Here is a 16,281-nt window from a genome sequence, read left to right on the forward strand (position 1 = left end):
CGTTTGTAGGCGCGGCCGGGGTGATCTGGAAGCGTTGCTGGAAAGCCTAAAGTCAGCCCACCTCGCGCCGCTGTGCATCCCTGACCAGCGCTGCCATTCGGTAGAACCCATGCGCCATCTTGGTGAAAGGCGTGAGCAGGAAAAACGCCAGCACCGCGCCGAGATGTATAACCAAAAGACCCGGCATCCAGCCGGTGCCCCCTGCCGCATAGAGCAGCAGACCAGATAGTCCGACAAACCCCAGCAACCCGGTAAAGGCTATTTCGCCGCCAAAGGCATTAGTCGCGCCGAGTGATTTGTCAGACCGCAGCTTAAGCCAGACCATCTTGCCACAGCCCAACACCAGCAGAACACCGCCGGAAAGGCCGAGGATCTTGGGGGCGGAAAACAGCCCGTAGGGGGCGGGCATGTCGAGCAGGTAATGCATCAGCGTCGCCACGCTGGTCGAAGCGAAACACAGCAGAAAGCCATACATGATTGCCTGATGCGCATAGCGGCGGGAATGGGTAAACCGGTCTTCGTCCTCGAAATTGCAGCCGTCGCCGTGGCCGCCTTTGAGGTTGCGCATGTTCGCGACAGAGGCGATGGCCTCGCGCAGATGCGACAGGCGCACCGGGGCACCGCCCACGGTTTGCCAGTAGCGGCGCAGGCCGATGGCAATGCTTAGCAACGGAAACAGAAAGGCGGGCAGGAAGATCGCCACCATCGCATTGTGGGATAGCACGGCGTAGAAACCTTCGCCTCCTGCGGCGGCCAGCGCACGGGCAGCCCAAAACAGCAATGCAAAGCCCAAGACTGTGGCGAGCACTATGGCGAGGCCGTTTTTCTGGAAGGCTTTCCCGGCGGCACGTGGAAAGGCAAACTCTTCCCAACTGTCTTGGCGCACATCGGCCAAGGCTTGCGGCAAGTTCAGTTCAAACTCATGCGGGGCGGTGTATTGGCAGGCATAGTAGCAGCCTCGGCAATTGTGACAGAGGTTCGCCAGTTGCGTTAGATCCCCGTCCGAAAAAGCGCGTTCGGCCTGAAGGGCAGGGAAAACCGAGCAGTACCCCTCGCAATAGCGGCAGGCGTTGCAGATTTCGGCCTGACGGCGGGCCTCTTGGAGTAGATCAATTTGCATGGGCTGCGGCCTCCTTGCCTGCGATACGTCCGAATACGGTGCCGATGGTCATGCCGAAACCGGCGAGGTAGCCTTGGCCCAGAATCGACCCGGCCATGGTTTCGCCCGCAGCCCAAAGGTTGCTGACAAGGCGGTCGTCGATGGAGCATTGCGCGTTTTCATCCACCTTCAGCCCGAGATAGGTAAAGGTGACGCCAGTGCGCAGCGAATAGCCGTAGAACGGCGGCTCGGTGATGGGGCGGGCCCAATTGGTCTTGGGCGGGGTGAGGCCGGAAGTGGCGACCCCGTCCAGCTCGGTGGGGTGAAAGCCGCTTTGATCGCCGCAGGCTTCGTTGAATTCGGCCACGGTCTGCTCTAGCGCCTCGCCGGGCAGGCCCATTTTATCCGCCAGTTCCGCCAGCGTGTCGGCCTTGATCGGGGGGAAGACCGAAGGCATGAACAGGTTCAGCGATTTCGCGTCGATGATGACATAGCCGACCTGATCGGGCTGCGCGGCCACCAGCCGGCCCCAGATGGCGTAGCGTTTCGGCCAGACATCCTCACCCTCATCATAGAACCGCTGTGCGTCTTTGTTGACGACGATGGAGAAGGGCACGCAATCCAGCCGTGTGACGATCCCGCCATCGAATTTCGGCGCGCGTCCGTCGATGGCGACGGCGTGACATTGGGTCGGATCGCCAACCTGTGCGATGCCTTGATCCAGCAGATCCGCCAGAACCACGCCGCGGTTATAGGGCGTGCCGCGGATCAAGAAGTTCTTCGCCGCTGGCCCCCATGCGCGTGCCAGCCAGTCGGTGTCGGCCTGAAAGCCTCCAGAGGCAACGACGACGGATTTGGGCGAGAGGCTCTTGGCGGCCCCCTCATGGGTATAGTCCACCCGCGTCACCCGGTCGCCTTCCAGCTCGAGGTGGGTCACGGCGGCTTCATAGAGCACATCCACGCCCAGCCTTTCGGCAGTGCGGTAATAGGCGTTAACGAGGCTCTTGCCACCGCCACGGAAAAAGGCGTTGGTGCGGGCCAGTGACAGGGTGCCCGAGAGCGAAGGCTGAAACCGCACGCCATGGGCTTCCATCCACGGCAGGCATTCCTCGGAAGAGCGGATGGCGAGGCGTGCGAGATGTTCATCCGTCTTGCCACCCGTCACCTTCATCAGATCGGCGAGGTATTCCTCTTCGGTGTAGCTTTCGACCAATGGGCCCAAGGGGCCATGGTGCATGCAGCGGAAGTTGCGGGTGTGGCGCGAATTGCCGCCCCGGTAGGGTTTTGGCGCGGTCTCAAGGATCAGCACGCGGGCGCCGTCTTCGGCGGCGGTGATCGCGGCACAAAGCGCCGCATTGCCGCCGCCGATCACGACGATATCGTAGGTCTCGGTCACAGCAGGTCTCCGTCATAGGTCTCATCGCGCGTGGGCTGTGCGCGCAGGGCGCGCACCCGGACCCGTTGGGCCGCTTCGATATGCGCGCGCATCGCCGCTTCGGCGAGGGCGGCATCACGGGCCTTGATCGCATCCAGAACGCCAAAATGTTCCTCCACCGCTTTCTCGGCACGGGCAGGATCGGTGAGCGTCGTCGGGCCGAGGATCATCAGCGTCTTTTGCAGTGTATGGATCGACCGGGTGAGAAAACGGTTCTTCGCCGCGTCCAGAAGGGCTGCGTGGAACTGGCGGTTGAGGGTGAAGGCTTCGGGCACATTGCCCAGGGTGGCAAGCTGCTGGTTCATGTCCTGCAATTCTTCGATCTCGATGTCCGAGGCAGCGCGGGCGGCCAACCGCGCGGCGGTGCCCTCCAGCACGGCGCGCATCTCGTAGAGTTCCATCACCTCGGCGTAGTCCAGCGTGCGGATGCTCGCCCCCTGCCGGGGGATATGCGCCACGACACCGTCTGCCTCTAACTGTCGGATCGCTTCGCGCACGGGGGTGCGGGAAACGCCCAAACGTTCGGCCAGTTCGGTTTCACGCAGCCTGTCGCCGGGGTTCAGCCGTCCGGCGCGTAACTCATCCATTAGTTGAGCATAGGCAGAGTTGCCCTGCGGTGTGCGGTCTTCTTCGCTCATAAAACGCCCCCAAAGGTCATTATTGCATACAGGTGGATACAATAGTATGCAATAACGATCAAGTCCGATAAACTGCAGGAGTGGACCCCATGCGCATTGCCCTACCAACCCGAAGCCGGTCGCTTACCCTCATCCTCGCCGGGGCTGGCACTTTGGCCTTCTGGGCGCTTGATCTGCCGCTACCATTCCTTTTCGGCCCTATGGCCGCCTGTCTTATCGCGGCGCTGTCGAACCTGCCGATCAACGGCTTCGGTCAGGTCTCGGTCGCGGCGCGCACGATCCTTGGGGTGGCGGTTGGGGCTTCGATCACGCCTGATCTTTTTCACCAACTTCCACAAATGGCGATGTCGGTGGCGTTGGTCCCGGTCTTTATCGCGTTGATCGGGATTATCGGCGTCCCGTTCTTTCGGCATGTTTGGGGCTTCGACGGGCCGACAGCCTATTACGCCGCGATGCCGGGTGGCCTGCAGGACATGGTGATTTTTGGCACCGAAGCGGGGGGCGATCCGCGGGCGCTGTCGTTGATCCATGCCACGCGGGTGCTGATTATCGTCACCCTCGCGCCTGCCTTCTTGACGCTGGTTTACGGAGCAAGGCTGACCAATCCTATCGGCGCGCCGGTGACGGAACTGCCGGTGAGCGAGATGGCCTTGATGGCCGCCGCCGCCCTGATCGGCTGGAAGGGAGGAGAGCGGATAGGCCTGTTCGGCGCGTCGATCCTTGGCCCCATGATCGTCACCGCCGTTCTGTCACTGGCTGGCCTGATCCACAGCCGCCCGCCCGCCGAAGCGATCCTGGCCGCGCAGTTCTTTATCGGCTGCGGGATCGGCGTGCATTTTCTGGGCGTGACATGGGGCGAGCTGACGCGGGTGGTGCTGGCGGGCATCGCCTATGTGCTGGTGCTCGCCGTTTTGGCCGCAGGTTTCACCGGTCTCGTCACTTGGGCCGGGTTGGGCAACCCGGTCGAGGCATTCCTTGCCTTCGCGCCGGGCGGGCAGGCCGAGATGACGGTGCTGGCCATCGTTACCGGGGCCGATCTGGGCTTTGTCATCACCCACCACCTGACCCGCATCGTGTTGGTGATCGTCGGCGCGCCGCTGGTTGCGGGGTTTATGGCGCGTAGACGGAAGGGTTGATCATATGGATCGGTGCGCCTGCCGCATAGGCGTTCACCTGTTCGAAGATATCCGCGAATTGCTTGTCGAATTCATCCTCGGTGACAAAGCCGATATGCGGGGTGGCGATCAATCTGGGATGCGAGAGCAGCGGGTCGTTGGGATCGGTCAGCGGCTCGAAATCAAAGACATCCACCGCCGCCGCGCTCAGATGCCCGGCGTTAAGCGCTTGCAGCAGCGCGCCTTCGGCAATCAGCCCGGCGCGCGAGGTGTTCACTAATACCGAACGCGGCGGCATCGCACCGAGGTCGTCGGCGGTGACACTGCCGCGCGTGTCAGATGTAAGCCGCAGATGCAGCGAAACCACGTCACATGTGCCGAAAAAGGCCGCTCGGCTCTCGGCGACGGTTTCGCCATCGGCTTTCGCCCGCGCGCGCCCGGCTTCGGAACTCCACCAGACAACTTCCATGCCAAAGGCGCGGGCATAGTCCGCCACCACACGTCCGATACGCCCATAGCCATAAAGCCCCAGCCGCCGCCCGCGCAGACTGCGCCCTACGCCCATCTGCCAGTTGCCTGCCTTCACGCTCGCCATCTGCTGCGGCAACTGCCGCATGGCCGCAAGGATCAGCGCAAAGGTCAGTTCCGCCGCCGCATGGTTGGCCCCATCCGCACCTTTGTTGGAACACAGCAGCACGCCCTGATCGGTGCAGGCCGCGACGTCGACATGCGGATAGGCACCGCGCTGTGAGATCAGGCGCAGGTTTGGCAGACGCTCCAGCAGCCCCGGCGTCACCTTGGTCCGCTCGCGAAAGAGTACGACGCAGTCGGCATCCTGCAAACGGTCGGCCAAGATGGCCTCGTCAGGCTGATGGTCCGTCCAGACGGTGACATCATGCCCCGCCAGCAGGTTAAAGCAGGGCAGCCCGCGCAGAGTGTCGAACCAGTCGTCGAGGATATGAACCTTCATCCCTGCACCCTATGCTGAAAGCGCGTTGATCGCTTTGCTGACCCGTTCGTGCAGGATCAGCAGATCAGAGTCGCGATCTTTTTGCGTGTTGAGGCTGGCGATCAGCTCGGCACGCAGTTTTTCCAGATCACGGCGGGCGATTTTGATTTTCTCGTAGTTGGTCATCATTTGCTTCTCAATGGGACAACAGAACTGGGATTTTGATCTTTTCCAGCACCTCGGCGGTCACGCCACCAAGGAAATCTTCGCGAAACTTGGAGTGTTCATAGGCACCCAGCACCAGTAGTGAGGGATCGTGCCGCTCGCAATAGGACAGCAGAGTCTGTGACACCGGATGGGTTGTCGGAAAGTCTTCATGCACCGCTTCGACGCCGTGGCGGTCGAGGTGGGTCATCAGATCGGTGATCGGCCAAGATGTGCGTTTGCCCACTGTCAGAACGCTGACACGGCCATCGGCCTCAAGCAAGCGCAGGCTGTCTGACAGTGCCCGCGCGGCGGCGCGCCCGCCGTCCCATGCCAGCGCCGCGTGGCTGTGCTGCGCGCCTGCGTCATAGCCCGCGGGCACCACGATCACAGGGCGCCCGGACTGCAAGGCGATGCGATCAGGATGGTGGGTCACATGGGCGTCGTCGCTCTCGGTCCGGGCACCGACGATCAGCATGTCATAGTACCGAGCGCCTTCGGAAAGCAGCATGTCGACGCGGCCGGTCTCCTCGCGGAAATCCAGCGCGTCGCCCAGACCGAGGGCGGGGCGGAGTTCTTCGAACCGGCGGATGACCTCGGCCAGGATTTCGCTGTTGGCAGCCTCCAACAGAGCGCGGGCCTCTTCAGGGATCCAACGGGAACGACGGTCGATCACCTCATGCGCAGTATGCGCAAGGATCGCCGTGACATGCGCGCCGCGCCGTTTCGCGAGCGAGGCCGCATAGCGCAGCGCGGCGACGGAGGCGTCGGAGCCGTTGAAGGCGACAAGAAGGTTCATCACGGGCATATCAGCGGCCCTCCCAAATGCGCGAGGGGACAAAGACACAGCCATCCGCCAGCTTGCGGGCCGTCCGCAGCAGCCCGGCGGAGTTCAGCGCGAAGCCGTCCGACGTGTCGTAATCCACCAGCACGTCAATCGTGCCAGAGGCATGTTCAAGCACCACATCAGCGGGGCTTTGGCCGGGCCGGTCAAGCAGCCCATCGGCCACACTGCCGGGCGTGAGCGCGCAGGAAGCAAGACATTGCGCCCCGGTCACCGCCATGGAGGGGTGCGTGTTCCACGGCATGAAATAGCGCGTCGCGATGGTGCCGCCCTCGCGGGCAGGGGCCAGCAAGCCGAACTTGGGCGTGACGGATTTTGCCACATCCCCCATGCCCATAGCGGCCCCGGCCTGAAGGCGAATGGCTTCCATACGGGCAAAGAAATCCGTGTTCGCGTCAAGCTCGGCGACGCTCTCGTACCCCGTCAGGCCAAAGTCCGCCGCGCGGGCGATGACCATCGGCATGGCAACATCCATGCAGGTGACTTCGATCCCGTCAAAGGTATCGCGGATACTACCCGTGGGCAAAAACGCCCCGGTCGAAGAGCCGACAACCCCCATGAAGTTCAGCGTCACGGCTGCACCGGCACCGGGCACGCCCGCGATCTCGGTGTCGCCGTCATAGGTGAGCACACCGCCGGGGGTCAGCACTTTGGAGAGCACCTTGGCCCCAGTGTTGACGGCGTGGATCTTCACATCCGTCACATCGCCGGTGGGCTGGACGAGGCCCAATTCCACCGCCGCAGGGCCAACACCCGACAGGATGTTTCCGCAGGTCGGTTTGAAATCGACCAGCCGATCCTCGACCGAGACTTGGGCGAAGAAATAGTCCACATCTGCCCAAGCGTCGTCTGAAGGCGATAGCATCGCGACCTTGGTGGTCACCGCCGCGCCGCCGCCGATTCCGTCGATGTTGAGCGGATGGCCGGAGCCCACCACGGCGAGCAGCACCTCGGCGAGGGTTTCGCGGTCTTGGGGCAGATCCGCGCGGTTGAAGTATGGCCCCCGCGAGGTGCCGCCGCGCATGAAGAGATAGGGGATAGCAGTCTGTGTCATCTCTAAGCTCCTCAGTTCAGCGGCCAGGGCAGATCGACTGCGCCTTGCAGCAGACCCGGCGGGAAATCACGGTTGAGTGCCCCGGCCATGACGCACATCAGCGCGATGCCGCAGGCGGTCAGGATCAGGGTTTTCGGCCAATGCGCCTGTGCGCGGACCCGCAGGAAGCTGATCAGAAAGCCCAAGAGCGCGAGGATGAAGCCGACGAAGTATGTGGCGACGATCAGCCCCACGAACCACGCTAGTGTGCTCCAGAGGCCATAGGGCGCATCCGCGTCCTCGCCCGAGACTTCCTTGTCGGCAAAGATCGCATCGCTTTCGGGGCGCAGGATCATCTGCACCAGCAAGATCAGCAGCGCAGCCAGGGCGATACCCCCCACAACCAGCGGCACGATCTTGTCGGTCATGTTGTAGTCGGGGATCAGCGAGGCATTGATCAGCGCGGCCACGACGTAGCCCATGATGATCAGCAAAAAGACCAACGGCGCGCGTTTTGAGCCGGACTGCACATCGCCTTCGGCCATGATCGACTTGGCCTGACGCAGACCCAGCACGACCGAGACCACGGTGATGATCAGCAGCACGATGACGATGGGGGAGAAGATATAGTCCATCCCATCCTCAAAGGATTTGCGGAACCGGAACGACGCGATCTGAAACGCTTGGTTCGAGAATTTCTCGACCGGGTTCGACAGCACGAAGCCGATCAGGAAGGCCGGGCGCGACCAGTCGAAGCGGCGCAGGAAGATACCGATCAGGCCGATCACGAAAAGCGCGAGGATGTCTTCGAAGTTCTGTCCCGACTGGAACGCCGCGAAGGAGATCAGCATAAAGAGGAACGGCGCGAGGTAGGTGAAGCGGATCGTGGTCAGCTTGGCGATTCCGCCCGAGGCCGCGATGCACAGCAGCGTGCCCACGACATTGGCCAGCGCCAGCAGCCAGACAATGGAATAGGTGATGTCGAGGTTGTCGCGCAGCATTGAGGGGCCGACTTCGATCTCGCCGGAACCCAGCAGGGCGATGGCACCGATGAAAATCGCCATGGAGCCAGAACCGGGAATGCCGAACAGCAGGGTAGGGACCAAGCCGCCGCCCTCTTTCGCGTTGTTCGAGCTTTCCGGCCCGATCACGCCACGCACTTCGCCTTTGCCGAAGTTCGATTTGTCTTTCGTCGTTTGAACCGCGTGGCCATAGGCGATCCAGTCAACGACTGACCCACCAAGGCCGGGGATGACGCCGACCACCACGCCGATCAGTGAGCAGCGGACCGACAGCCATTTGTTGGCCACCCAGTCGCGCACGCCGTCGCCCCAGCCCGCGCCGAGTTTGGCTTCTTTGGAAATCGCCCGGTCTTGGCGCAGGAGCGATACGATCTCGGGCACGGCAAAGATGCCAAGGCCGACGATCACCAGTTTCAAGCCGTCTGTTAGATAGGGGATGTCATAGGTCGCCATCCGCAGGGAGCCGCCCGCATCAGCCTCGCCGATGGTGCCGATGAGCAGGCCAAGCCCCGCGGCCGCCAGACCCTTAAGCGCTACGCGACCCGCCAGCACCGCCACCATCGACAGGCCGAGGATCGAGATCATCAGCATCTCGGGCAGGCCGAAAGACAACACGATGGGACGCGCAACAACGATGAATAACGTCAGGAAAGCCGCGCCGACCAGACCGCCGAAGAGCGATGAGGTGAAAGCCGCCGAAAGCGCCCGCGCGGCTTGGCCTTTCTTGGCCATGGGAAAGCCATCGAGCACCGTAGCTTGGCTGGCCGAAGAACCGGGGATGCCCATGAGGACGGAAGCGAAAGTGTCTGAGGTCGGCACGACCGCGACCATGCCGATCATCAGCGCCAGACCCAGCACCGGGTCCATGCCGAACATGAAGGGCAAGAGCAGCGACAGCCCCGCGATCCCACCGAGGCCGGGAAAGACGCCGACAGCCAGGCCCATGACGACGCCCAACACCAGATATCCCAGTACTACAGGTTGCAAAATTAGAGCCCATGCCTGGCCAAGCGCAGGCAGAGCGGTTGCGAACAGATCCATCGCACCGACCTCGAAATGTTAGATTAAAGGGAGGGGGTGGCCCCGGGGCGCGCCCGGGGCCTTGGGGGTTTCGCTTACTTCAGCGAAACGCCATAGGCTTCTTGCAGCCAGTTGGTGACGAAGGCTTTCGCCTCTGCAGAGACGGTCGTGCCACGCTGTGTTGCCTTGGCTGCGCCTTCACCTACGAAGACGGGGTATTTTCCGACGCGCTTCTCGGCGATTTGGGCGAAATCTTCGCGGTTGCGCACCGCGTCAAAGGCTGCCGTGTAGGTTTCGATCACGTCATCGGGCGTCCCTGCGGGCAGGAAGGCGATCTTTTGCACCGGGAAACCTGCGATAAAGAAGGCTTTCCACGCGTCCCAAGCCTCGCCCTCGGTCGCGCAGCCTTCAGTGGCTTCGCAGACTTCCTTGAAGGTCAGGATGTCGGGGAAGGTGGGGTCACGAACGATGTTGCCGTCTTCGTCCAGCGCGCCCCATGTCATCATCGGCACGGCTTGACCCTTTTCCACCAGATCGGCAGAGGCACCGAGGTAGCTTGACGAGGTTTGGTAGTCGATCGTGGCCTCGCCGCGTTCAAACATCAGACGGCCATCGCCACGGCCCTTGATGCCAAAGACCGGCTCAACATTCATTCCCAGCATTTCCCATGCCAGCAGCGGCACGAGGTCAAGGCGCGTGGCCCCCTGCGAGCCGTAGATGAAGTTGATGTCTTTAAGGTTATTGGCGGTGCCGTCGAATTTTTCGCCGTCCGAGGGGTTCAGATAGGCGACGCCCCCGGTGCCCGATGCCATGACAGGCTTCCAGTCGCTGTACTCATACCGCACACGTGGATCGTCCAGCAAATAGGGGAACTGGGTCGAGCCGGAGGTGCCGAAAAGGACCGTGCCCTCGTCATGCTCTTGCTCTTGGAACCAGTTGGCGCCTTTGGTTGAACCTGCACCCGGCATGAACTTGACGACAACGGTGGGGTTGCCGGGCAGTTCTTCGGACAAAAGCGGCGCAAAGAAGTTGGCCCATTTGGCCGATCCCCCCGTTTCCGAGAAGGGGATGACCCACTCGATGGTTTTGCCTGCAAAGTCGACCTCGGCCAGCGCCGGGGCGGCAAGGCAAGCAGCAGATACAGCGGTTGCGGCGAAATACTTGATAGTCATTGGTGTCCTCCCGTAGACATTCTGTATCGGTCAGACTTTCACGCCTGCCGTAATTCGTATTTGTTTCAGGGAACGAATCCCTCCTCCAACACGGGCACACTGCCTTTCCAACCTTGCGCGAAACTTGCGCATCAGGATTAAGTTTTAATCATGCGCATTGCAGTCATCGAAGACAATGAGGCTCTGGCACAGGGAATTGCCCATCGCTTGCGCGATCGAGGCCATGCGGTGGACCTGCTGCATGACGGGGAAGATGCTGACATTTTCTTGCGACATGAGGGGGCTGACCTGATCGTGCTGGACTGTAACTTGCCCGGTTGTGACGGGCTGGAAGTTCTGAGCCGTCTGCGCCGCCGCGGCGATGGCACGCCAGTGATCCTGCTGACCGCGCGGGCGGAGACTTCAGAGCGAGTAGCAGGGCTGGATGCCGGAGCCGATGATTACCTGACCAAACCCTTCGAGATGGATGAGCTCGAGGCGCGACTGCGGGCCATGGCGCGGCGCAAGAACCTTGAGTTCGCCGCCCGAGACGCGATTGGCCCCTTGGTCTTTGACCGCACGAACCGGCAGTTGTTGGAGGGTGAGCAGCCGCTGGCCTTCCCCCGCAAAGAACTGGCGACGCTGGAATGTCTACTGGAAAGGCGCGGACGCATCGTGTCGAAATCCCAGTTGATCACCCATGTCTATGGCACCGGTGCCGCGCAGGAAGACAGCGCCATCGAGCCGCATGTGTCCCGTCTTCGCAAACGGTTAGAGCCCTTCGGCATCCGCATCAAAGCCGCCCGTGGGCTGGGCTATATGTTGGAGGTCGACAGCGCATGACCTCGATGTCGCTGCGCTCTCGGCTCTTCATGCTGATCCTGCCGCCGCTGCTGCTGCTTTCGATCGTTCTGGGGTTTTGGCGCTTTGAAGTGGCGCAGCGCACTTCTGAAACCCTGTTCGACCGGAGCCTGCTGGCCGCGGCCTTGGCAATCTCTCGCGATGTGGCAATCTCAGGCGGCGATGCGCTTTCTCCCAGCACGCGGGATTTCGTCTCGGACGCGGGGGGCGGGGAGCTTTTTTACCACGTCACGGGTCCTGGTGGCATCTACATTACCGGCTATGCCTATCCACCCGTTTCCGGCGGCCGGGCAGGCGAGGATCGGCTGGACTACACGAAGGCGGAATATCGGGGCGAGCCTGTGCGGGTTTTGCGGATGGCGGAGAGCACGACCATCGGCAACCTCACGGGCGATACGATCGTCACCGTCTGGCAAAGGGACAGTGACCGAAATGCCTTTGCCGCCGCTTTGGCGCGCCGCGCGGCGGCCTTGATCGCCAGTCTGATGGCGGCCCTTGCTTTGGTGGTCTGGTTCGGGGTGAAGATCGGCCTGCGCCCCTTGAACGATTTGCAAGATGCGATCCAACACCGATCCCCCGATGACCTGCGCGATATCCGCCGCCCAGTCCCGGCCGAGGTCTTTGGCATCGTCGCCACTTTGAACCGGCTTTTCGGGCAGGTGCGCCAGAGCATTGAGGACCATCAGGTCTTTATCTCCAACGCCGCGCATCAGCTGCGCAACCCCGCCTCCGCACTGTTGTCATTGGCCGAGGTTTTGCCAGATGTCAGCGACCCGCAAGAGCGTCGCCTGCGCGAACGCGAATTGATCGCCGCCGCACGTAAATCGGCGCGGCTTGCCAATCAGTTGTTGTCTCTCGAACGGTTGCGCTACGACGAGGCACCAACATTCGATAGACTGGAAGTTAACGCTGTCGCTGCCGAAGTATGCAGTGACTTTGCCCCGACGATCCTGTCGCGGGACATAGGCTTTGGCTTCGAGCCATGTTCGGAGCCGCTACCGATCAATGGTGACAATGTGCTGCTGGGTGAGGCGATCACCAATCTACTTGAAAACGCGCTGTCCCATGGGGGTCCAGGCATCTCAGCGATCCGCGTGAGCACCGTGGCCGAGGCGGGGTATGCGGTGCTGACCGTACAAGATGACGGCATCGGCATCCCCAAAGACAGCACGCAGGCCGCGTTTCAACGGTTCGGTCAATTGAGCGAAGGGGAGGGCAGCGGGCTTGGGCTTGCCATCGTTCAGGATGTCCTGCGCCGTCACGGTGGTGACGTCGAGCTGTTGCCGCAGGAGCGGGGCTTAATCGTGAGATTGAAAGTCCCGTTGGTGTCGCCAGTCGCAAAGCCCTGACACAAACCGCGCGCTGCTTGCTACTCTAATTCGTGTAGCCAGTTACATAGGTCAGTGCATCGACCCTGTCGACCGCGTCGTGGTTTGGTGCAGACTTTCCGTTCTAAATCAAATCCGCTTGCTTGCAGGTATTTAGCTTTATGCAATTCGGTTTTTTGGTCTGCAAGCGGCGCATAGGGAGCGGCAAGGCGACAGAGTTCCGATGGTGCGACAAAGCACGAACGGCCGTTTTGGGCAAATTGCGGACCTTTGCTGCGGGTGGCGCAGCATGGGGAAGATAATGGTGAAAGCGGACGTATCACGAGCGGCTAAGACTTCATTGTCTTTCTAAAAAGCTGACCTGCCGAAAGTCGACAGATCCACGTGCCGGTTTGTTCGATTTCAGAAAAGCAGGCGGATGCACGATACAGGAGCTTGCTATTTTCTTTGCCAGTGGACCGCGATCGCTTGAACTTGGGACTAGAGCCATCTTTCAAACGACCGCGGCACTGCGATTACTTCCCGGTGAAAGTGTATTTGCCTTCTGCCCGCACATACAGCATGCAATCATCTTCGATCTGGCAAGACAGATCATATGATCCGCCTGTTTCGGAGCCAAAATAGCTGCCGGGAACCAGATCGCTTTCTGTGGAACCTTCCGGGACGGTTAGGTCCGTTTTGCCAGAGATTGTGACAGCGCGGAGCAATCCAGCATTGCTTTCGAGCGTGCCGGAAGTTCCTGCCGGAATTTTCAGGAATGTTGCATTGGTTGCGCTGGTCTCTCCCCAAAGGTAGGCGAGCTGCGGGGCGGCGGTGTTGTCCTTGGCGGCAGGCTGATCGATCCATGTCACATCATCCGTGCTTAGCCAGACAACGTTGCTTGAATCCAAATTCACTGGAAGTTCGTGGTTGTCAAAAGCCTCTTCGGTCGGCCGGACCAGATATGGCCCTTCGAGGATCTCCAAAAAGATCGTTGCGCCGCCCTCTGCCGCCGCAGATGTGATGTGAGGCTCACCCGCCGGCTGTGACCAAAAAGAGCCCGGCCCCATCCACATGTTTGCGGCATCGGGATCATCATTGTGGACAGCACCTTCGATAACGATGCCCCGATAGGTGATGTTGTGAATATGGGGCGGCGAAGAAAAGTTCTCTCCGAATTTGATAATGGCACCGGTGGGCACGTCTTTGGCGATATCCCCCCAGAGCACGCCGGCCTGAGGTGCTGCGTCTCCGCGTGCTGGGTTGAGCGGCTGATAAGTAACATCCGAAAATTTCACGATCTCGGTGGCTTCTTGTGCAAAGGATTGCTGCGAACTTAGCGATAGGGCTATTGCGGCTATGGGCAGAACGGAGTGTTTCATCATGTCATATACTTTCGTGGTAAAGTGTCTTGGCTCGTTGCCGGGAGTGAGATACTATGAAACCAACGAATGATAATGGCTTCAAAAAATAATATACTATTTGGCTGTGACAAATAATGATTAACGATCTGAAATTGCTGGAATTGTTCGTTCGGGCAGCGCGGTTGGGAGCTATCGGTAAGGCCGGTGCAGAGTTTGGTTTGTCGCCGACGAGCGCGACGCAACGCATTCAGGCACTCGAATCCGAAGTGGGCGCGCAGCTTTTGCACCGGACAACTCGAAGCGTCAGCGTGACGCTTGAAGGGGAGCGCTTGCTGAAACATGCAGAGCGGATTTTCGAGACGGTGCAGGACGCCATGCTTGACGTAAGTGGCGAAAATCAAGTCCTGCGCGGTACTCTAAGATTGGCTGGCCCTGCCTCATTCGGGCGGAAGTACATTGCGCCATTTGTGACGGAATTCTTGTCGATGCATCCGGGTTTGACCGTGCAACTCCACCTTAGTGATACGGTTTTTGACATCGTGGATAACGGGTTCGATTGTGCTATCCGATTGGGTGCTCTGGAAAGCTCGAGCCTCAAGGCGCAAAAGCTTAGTTCATGTCCACGTATTCTGGTTGCTGCGCCAGACTACCTAAAAGCGATGGGCACGCCACAAACGCCACAGGACTTGGTTCATTTTGACTGCGTAATTCGCGATGCATTGCAGAACTGGAAGTTCAAAGGGCCTCATGGGAAGGAAGCTGCCGTCAAAGTTGCGGGCCGTTTTGTGACCAATCTTGCAGAGGGTGTTACCGAAGCTGCCATTTCCGGCTTTGGCATCGCGCGCAAATGTACATGGGAAGTTGCCGAGCATCTTGAAAGTGGTGAACTGGTAACTGTCCTGGACAGATATATCGTCGCGCCGGAGTGGAACATTCACTTCATGCACCCGCCCGGCGGGATCGAGCCGCTTAGGGTCCGGCAATTCAGATCGTTTATCAAACAAAAGATGGCGCAGGTGCCGACTTTGAGGCAGTGAAGCGGTTTTTACAATGACCGGTAACTTGCGACCCACGACCGAACGGCGCCGTTTTGGATTATGGTGCCCGATATACACAGCAGGGCATATATGGCCGGATTGGATTGGACTGGGCGTGACATTGACCTCAAGGCGTTCGTCAACAAGCGTCTCATGTTTTCACAAAATGAGACGCTTACATTTGTGAAAATGTTCGTGTTTCTCCACGCTATATAAGCCTAATTCAGCACGTCAGCCCATTCGGGGTGTTTTCGAAACTGTGAGGCGGCGAAGGGGCACAGCGGCACGATCTTTTTGCTTTGCTCTCGCATGTCAGCGACAATTTGTTTGATAAGCATCTGCCCGTACCCGCGACCCCGCAAGGCGTCGTCGACTTCGGTGTGGTCGATGATGACGATCTTATCTCCAGCTTTGGAGAAGGTCGACACGGCCTCGCCATCCTTGGTTCGGAGGACATAGCGTCCCCCTGTTTCTCCGTCTTCAAAATCTACCTGCATGAGGATCTCCGTCAAGTTTTCAACTGGGGTTCAGCTATTCAAATGGTTCCAGACTTCGCTCATGACGACCGAGCCTTCGCCCACCGATGACGCCACTCGCTTGACCGAACCGGACCGCACGTCGCCAACTGCAAAAATGCCGTGGGTCGATGTTTCAAACGGCGATCGGCCACCGTTTTCGGTGCCTGTCAGAACGAAGCCCTTATCGTCCAACGCGACGTGCCCGGCCAGCCAATCTGTATTGGGCGCAGCCCCCGCCATGATGAAAACTGTGCGGCTGTCATAGCGATGATGTGTGCTGTCGGCTTTGTTTTTCACTGTCACTGCGGATAGCTTGTCATCGCCATGCAGATCGGAAATTTCTGCTTGGTAATGGATCGTGATCCGTGGATCGGCCTCAAGACGCGACGACAGATAATCCGACATAGACGCGGCAAGGCTGCCGGAGCGCACCAGCAGATGCACGTGCGCCGCCGCGCGGCTGAGGAACATGGCCGCTTGCCCCGCGGAATTGCCGCCGCCTACAACGATGGCTTCCGAGTTTCGGCAAAACCGAGCTTCCATTTCTGTGGCGGCATAATAAACGCCGACGCCCTCGAATTCTTCCAGTCGCGGGATCGGCAGCTTGCGATACTGAACACCCGTTGCCACCACAATCGACCGTGCGCAGAGTTCGCGTCCGTTTGAACAGGTCGCGTAAAAGCG

The 16,281-nt window shown here is 60.3% G+C and carries 15 protein-coding genes and 1 pseudogene; 4 read left to right on the top strand and 12 right to left on the bottom strand.

Annotation, left to right across the window (positions count from 1 at the left end; translation table 11 throughout):
- Positions 1 to 52: 52 nt before the first annotated feature.
- From tcuB to EE36_RS09785, 3 genes are read right to left on the bottom strand one after another with little or no spacing between them, the layout of a single operon-like run.
- On the bottom strand, positions 53 to 1,120 hold the full coding sequence (gene tcuB / locus EE36_RS17325) for a tricarballylate utilization 4Fe-4S protein TcuB (RefSeq protein WP_083776459.1): 1,068 nt from the start codon (positions 1,118 to 1,120) through the stop codon (positions 53 to 55).
- Positions 1,110 to 2,495: an FAD-dependent tricarballylate dehydrogenase TcuA gene (gene tcuA / locus EE36_RS09780; protein ID WP_005851790.1), complete on the bottom strand. Its 1,386-nt coding sequence runs from the start codon at positions 2,493 to 2,495 to the stop codon at positions 1,110 to 1,112. Before tcuA ends, tcuB begins: the two co-directional genes overlap by 11 nt.
- The gene (locus EE36_RS09785) at positions 2,492 to 3,172 is read right to left on the bottom strand and encodes a GntR family transcriptional regulator (RefSeq protein WP_005851792.1); all 681 of its coding nucleotides are present in this window, start codon (positions 3,170 to 3,172) and stop codon (positions 2,492 to 2,494) included. The genes tcuA and EE36_RS09785 overlap by 4 nt, the downstream gene beginning before the upstream one ends.
- Positions 3,173 to 3,261: 89 nt before the next feature.
- On the opposite strand from EE36_RS09785, the gene EE36_RS09790 reads away from it, so the two are divergent.
- Positions 3,262 to 4,308, top strand: a complete 1,047-nt coding sequence (locus tag EE36_RS09790) for an AbrB family transcriptional regulator (RefSeq protein ID WP_005851794.1) — start codon at positions 3,262 to 3,264, stop codon at positions 4,306 to 4,308.
- Here the strand turns inward: EE36_RS09790 and EE36_RS09795 are convergent.
- From EE36_RS09795 to EE36_RS09815, 6 genes are all read right to left on the bottom strand, one after another.
- Positions 4,283 to 5,257, bottom strand: coding sequence for a D-2-hydroxyacid dehydrogenase family protein (locus EE36_RS09795; protein ID WP_005851796.1), 975 nt, complete (start codon positions 5,255 to 5,257; stop codon positions 4,283 to 4,285). The two genes, EE36_RS09790 and EE36_RS09795, sit on opposite strands and share 26 nt — an antisense overlap.
- A gap of 9 nt (positions 5,258 to 5,266) precedes the next feature.
- The gene (locus tag EE36_RS17595; protein WP_198005510.1) at positions 5,267 to 5,422 is read right to left on the bottom strand and encodes a hypothetical protein; all 156 of its coding nucleotides are present in this window, start codon (positions 5,420 to 5,422) and stop codon (positions 5,267 to 5,269) included.
- Between the two features lie 10 nt (positions 5,423 to 5,432).
- Entirely contained in the window at positions 5,433 to 6,248 is an 816-nt protein-coding gene (locus tag EE36_RS09800) for a universal stress protein (RefSeq protein WP_005851799.1), read from the bottom strand.
- 1 nt (position 6,249) lies between these two features.
- Positions 6,250 to 7,338, bottom strand: coding sequence for a 4-oxalomesaconate tautomerase (locus EE36_RS09805; protein ID WP_005851802.1), 1,089 nt, complete (start codon positions 7,336 to 7,338; stop codon positions 6,250 to 6,252).
- Between the two features lie 11 nt (positions 7,339 to 7,349).
- Positions 7,350 to 9,380, bottom strand: a complete 2,031-nt coding sequence (locus tag EE36_RS09810; RefSeq protein WP_005851803.1) for a tripartite tricarboxylate transporter permease — start codon at positions 9,378 to 9,380, stop codon at positions 7,350 to 7,352.
- A gap of 74 nt (positions 9,381 to 9,454) precedes the next feature.
- Complete coding sequence (locus tag EE36_RS09815; RefSeq protein ID WP_005851805.1) at positions 9,455 to 10,531, bottom strand: tricarboxylate transporter; 1,077 nt, start codon at positions 10,529 to 10,531, stop codon at positions 9,455 to 9,457.
- Between the two features lie 150 nt (positions 10,532 to 10,681).
- Here EE36_RS09815 and EE36_RS09820 point away from each other — a divergent pair, with 150 nt between their 5' ends.
- Positions 10,682 to 11,353, top strand: a complete 672-nt coding sequence (locus EE36_RS09820; protein WP_005851808.1) for a response regulator transcription factor — start codon at positions 10,682 to 10,684, stop codon at positions 11,351 to 11,353.
- Positions 11,350 to 12,720 carry a sensor histidine kinase gene (locus EE36_RS09825; RefSeq protein WP_005851809.1) on the top strand — a complete coding sequence of 457 codons (1,371 nt, stop codon included), beginning with the start codon at positions 11,350 to 11,352 and terminating at the stop codon, positions 12,718 to 12,720. The genes EE36_RS09820 and EE36_RS09825 overlap by 4 nt, the downstream gene beginning before the upstream one ends.
- A 494-nt stretch (positions 12,721 to 13,214) precedes the next feature.
- Here the strand turns inward: EE36_RS09825 and EE36_RS09830 are convergent, their stop codons facing one another.
- Entirely contained in the window at positions 13,215 to 14,063 is an 849-nt protein-coding gene (locus tag EE36_RS09830) for a DUF4437 domain-containing protein (protein WP_198005484.1), read from the bottom strand.
- Between the two features lie 113 nt (positions 14,064 to 14,176).
- On the opposite strand from EE36_RS09830, the gene EE36_RS09835 reads away from it, so the two are divergent.
- Positions 14,177 to 15,079: a LysR family transcriptional regulator gene (locus EE36_RS09835; RefSeq protein WP_005851813.1), complete on the top strand. Its 903-nt coding sequence runs from the start codon at positions 14,177 to 14,179 to the stop codon at positions 15,077 to 15,079.
- Between the two features lie 218 nt (positions 15,080 to 15,297).
- Here EE36_RS09835 and EE36_RS09840 read toward each other — a convergent pair whose 3' ends face one another.
- Together EE36_RS09840 and EE36_RS17705 are read right to left on the bottom strand one after the other, a co-directional pair.
- A complete protein-coding gene (locus EE36_RS09840; protein ID WP_005851817.1) occupies positions 15,298 to 15,576 on the bottom strand; it encodes a GNAT family N-acetyltransferase in 279 nt (92 codons plus the stop codon).
- A 30-nt stretch (positions 15,577 to 15,606) separates the two neighbouring features.
- Positions 15,607 to 16,272 (bottom strand): annotated as a pseudogene (locus EE36_RS17705) (NAD(P)/FAD-dependent oxidoreductase); the annotation flags it as partial.
- Positions 16,273 to 16,281 lie beyond the last annotated feature (9 nt).

It is taken from the genome of Sulfitobacter sp. EE-36, assembly GCF_000152605.1.
Taxonomy (GTDB): Bacteria; Pseudomonadota; Alphaproteobacteria; order Rhodobacterales; family Rhodobacteraceae; genus Sulfitobacter; species Sulfitobacter pontiacus.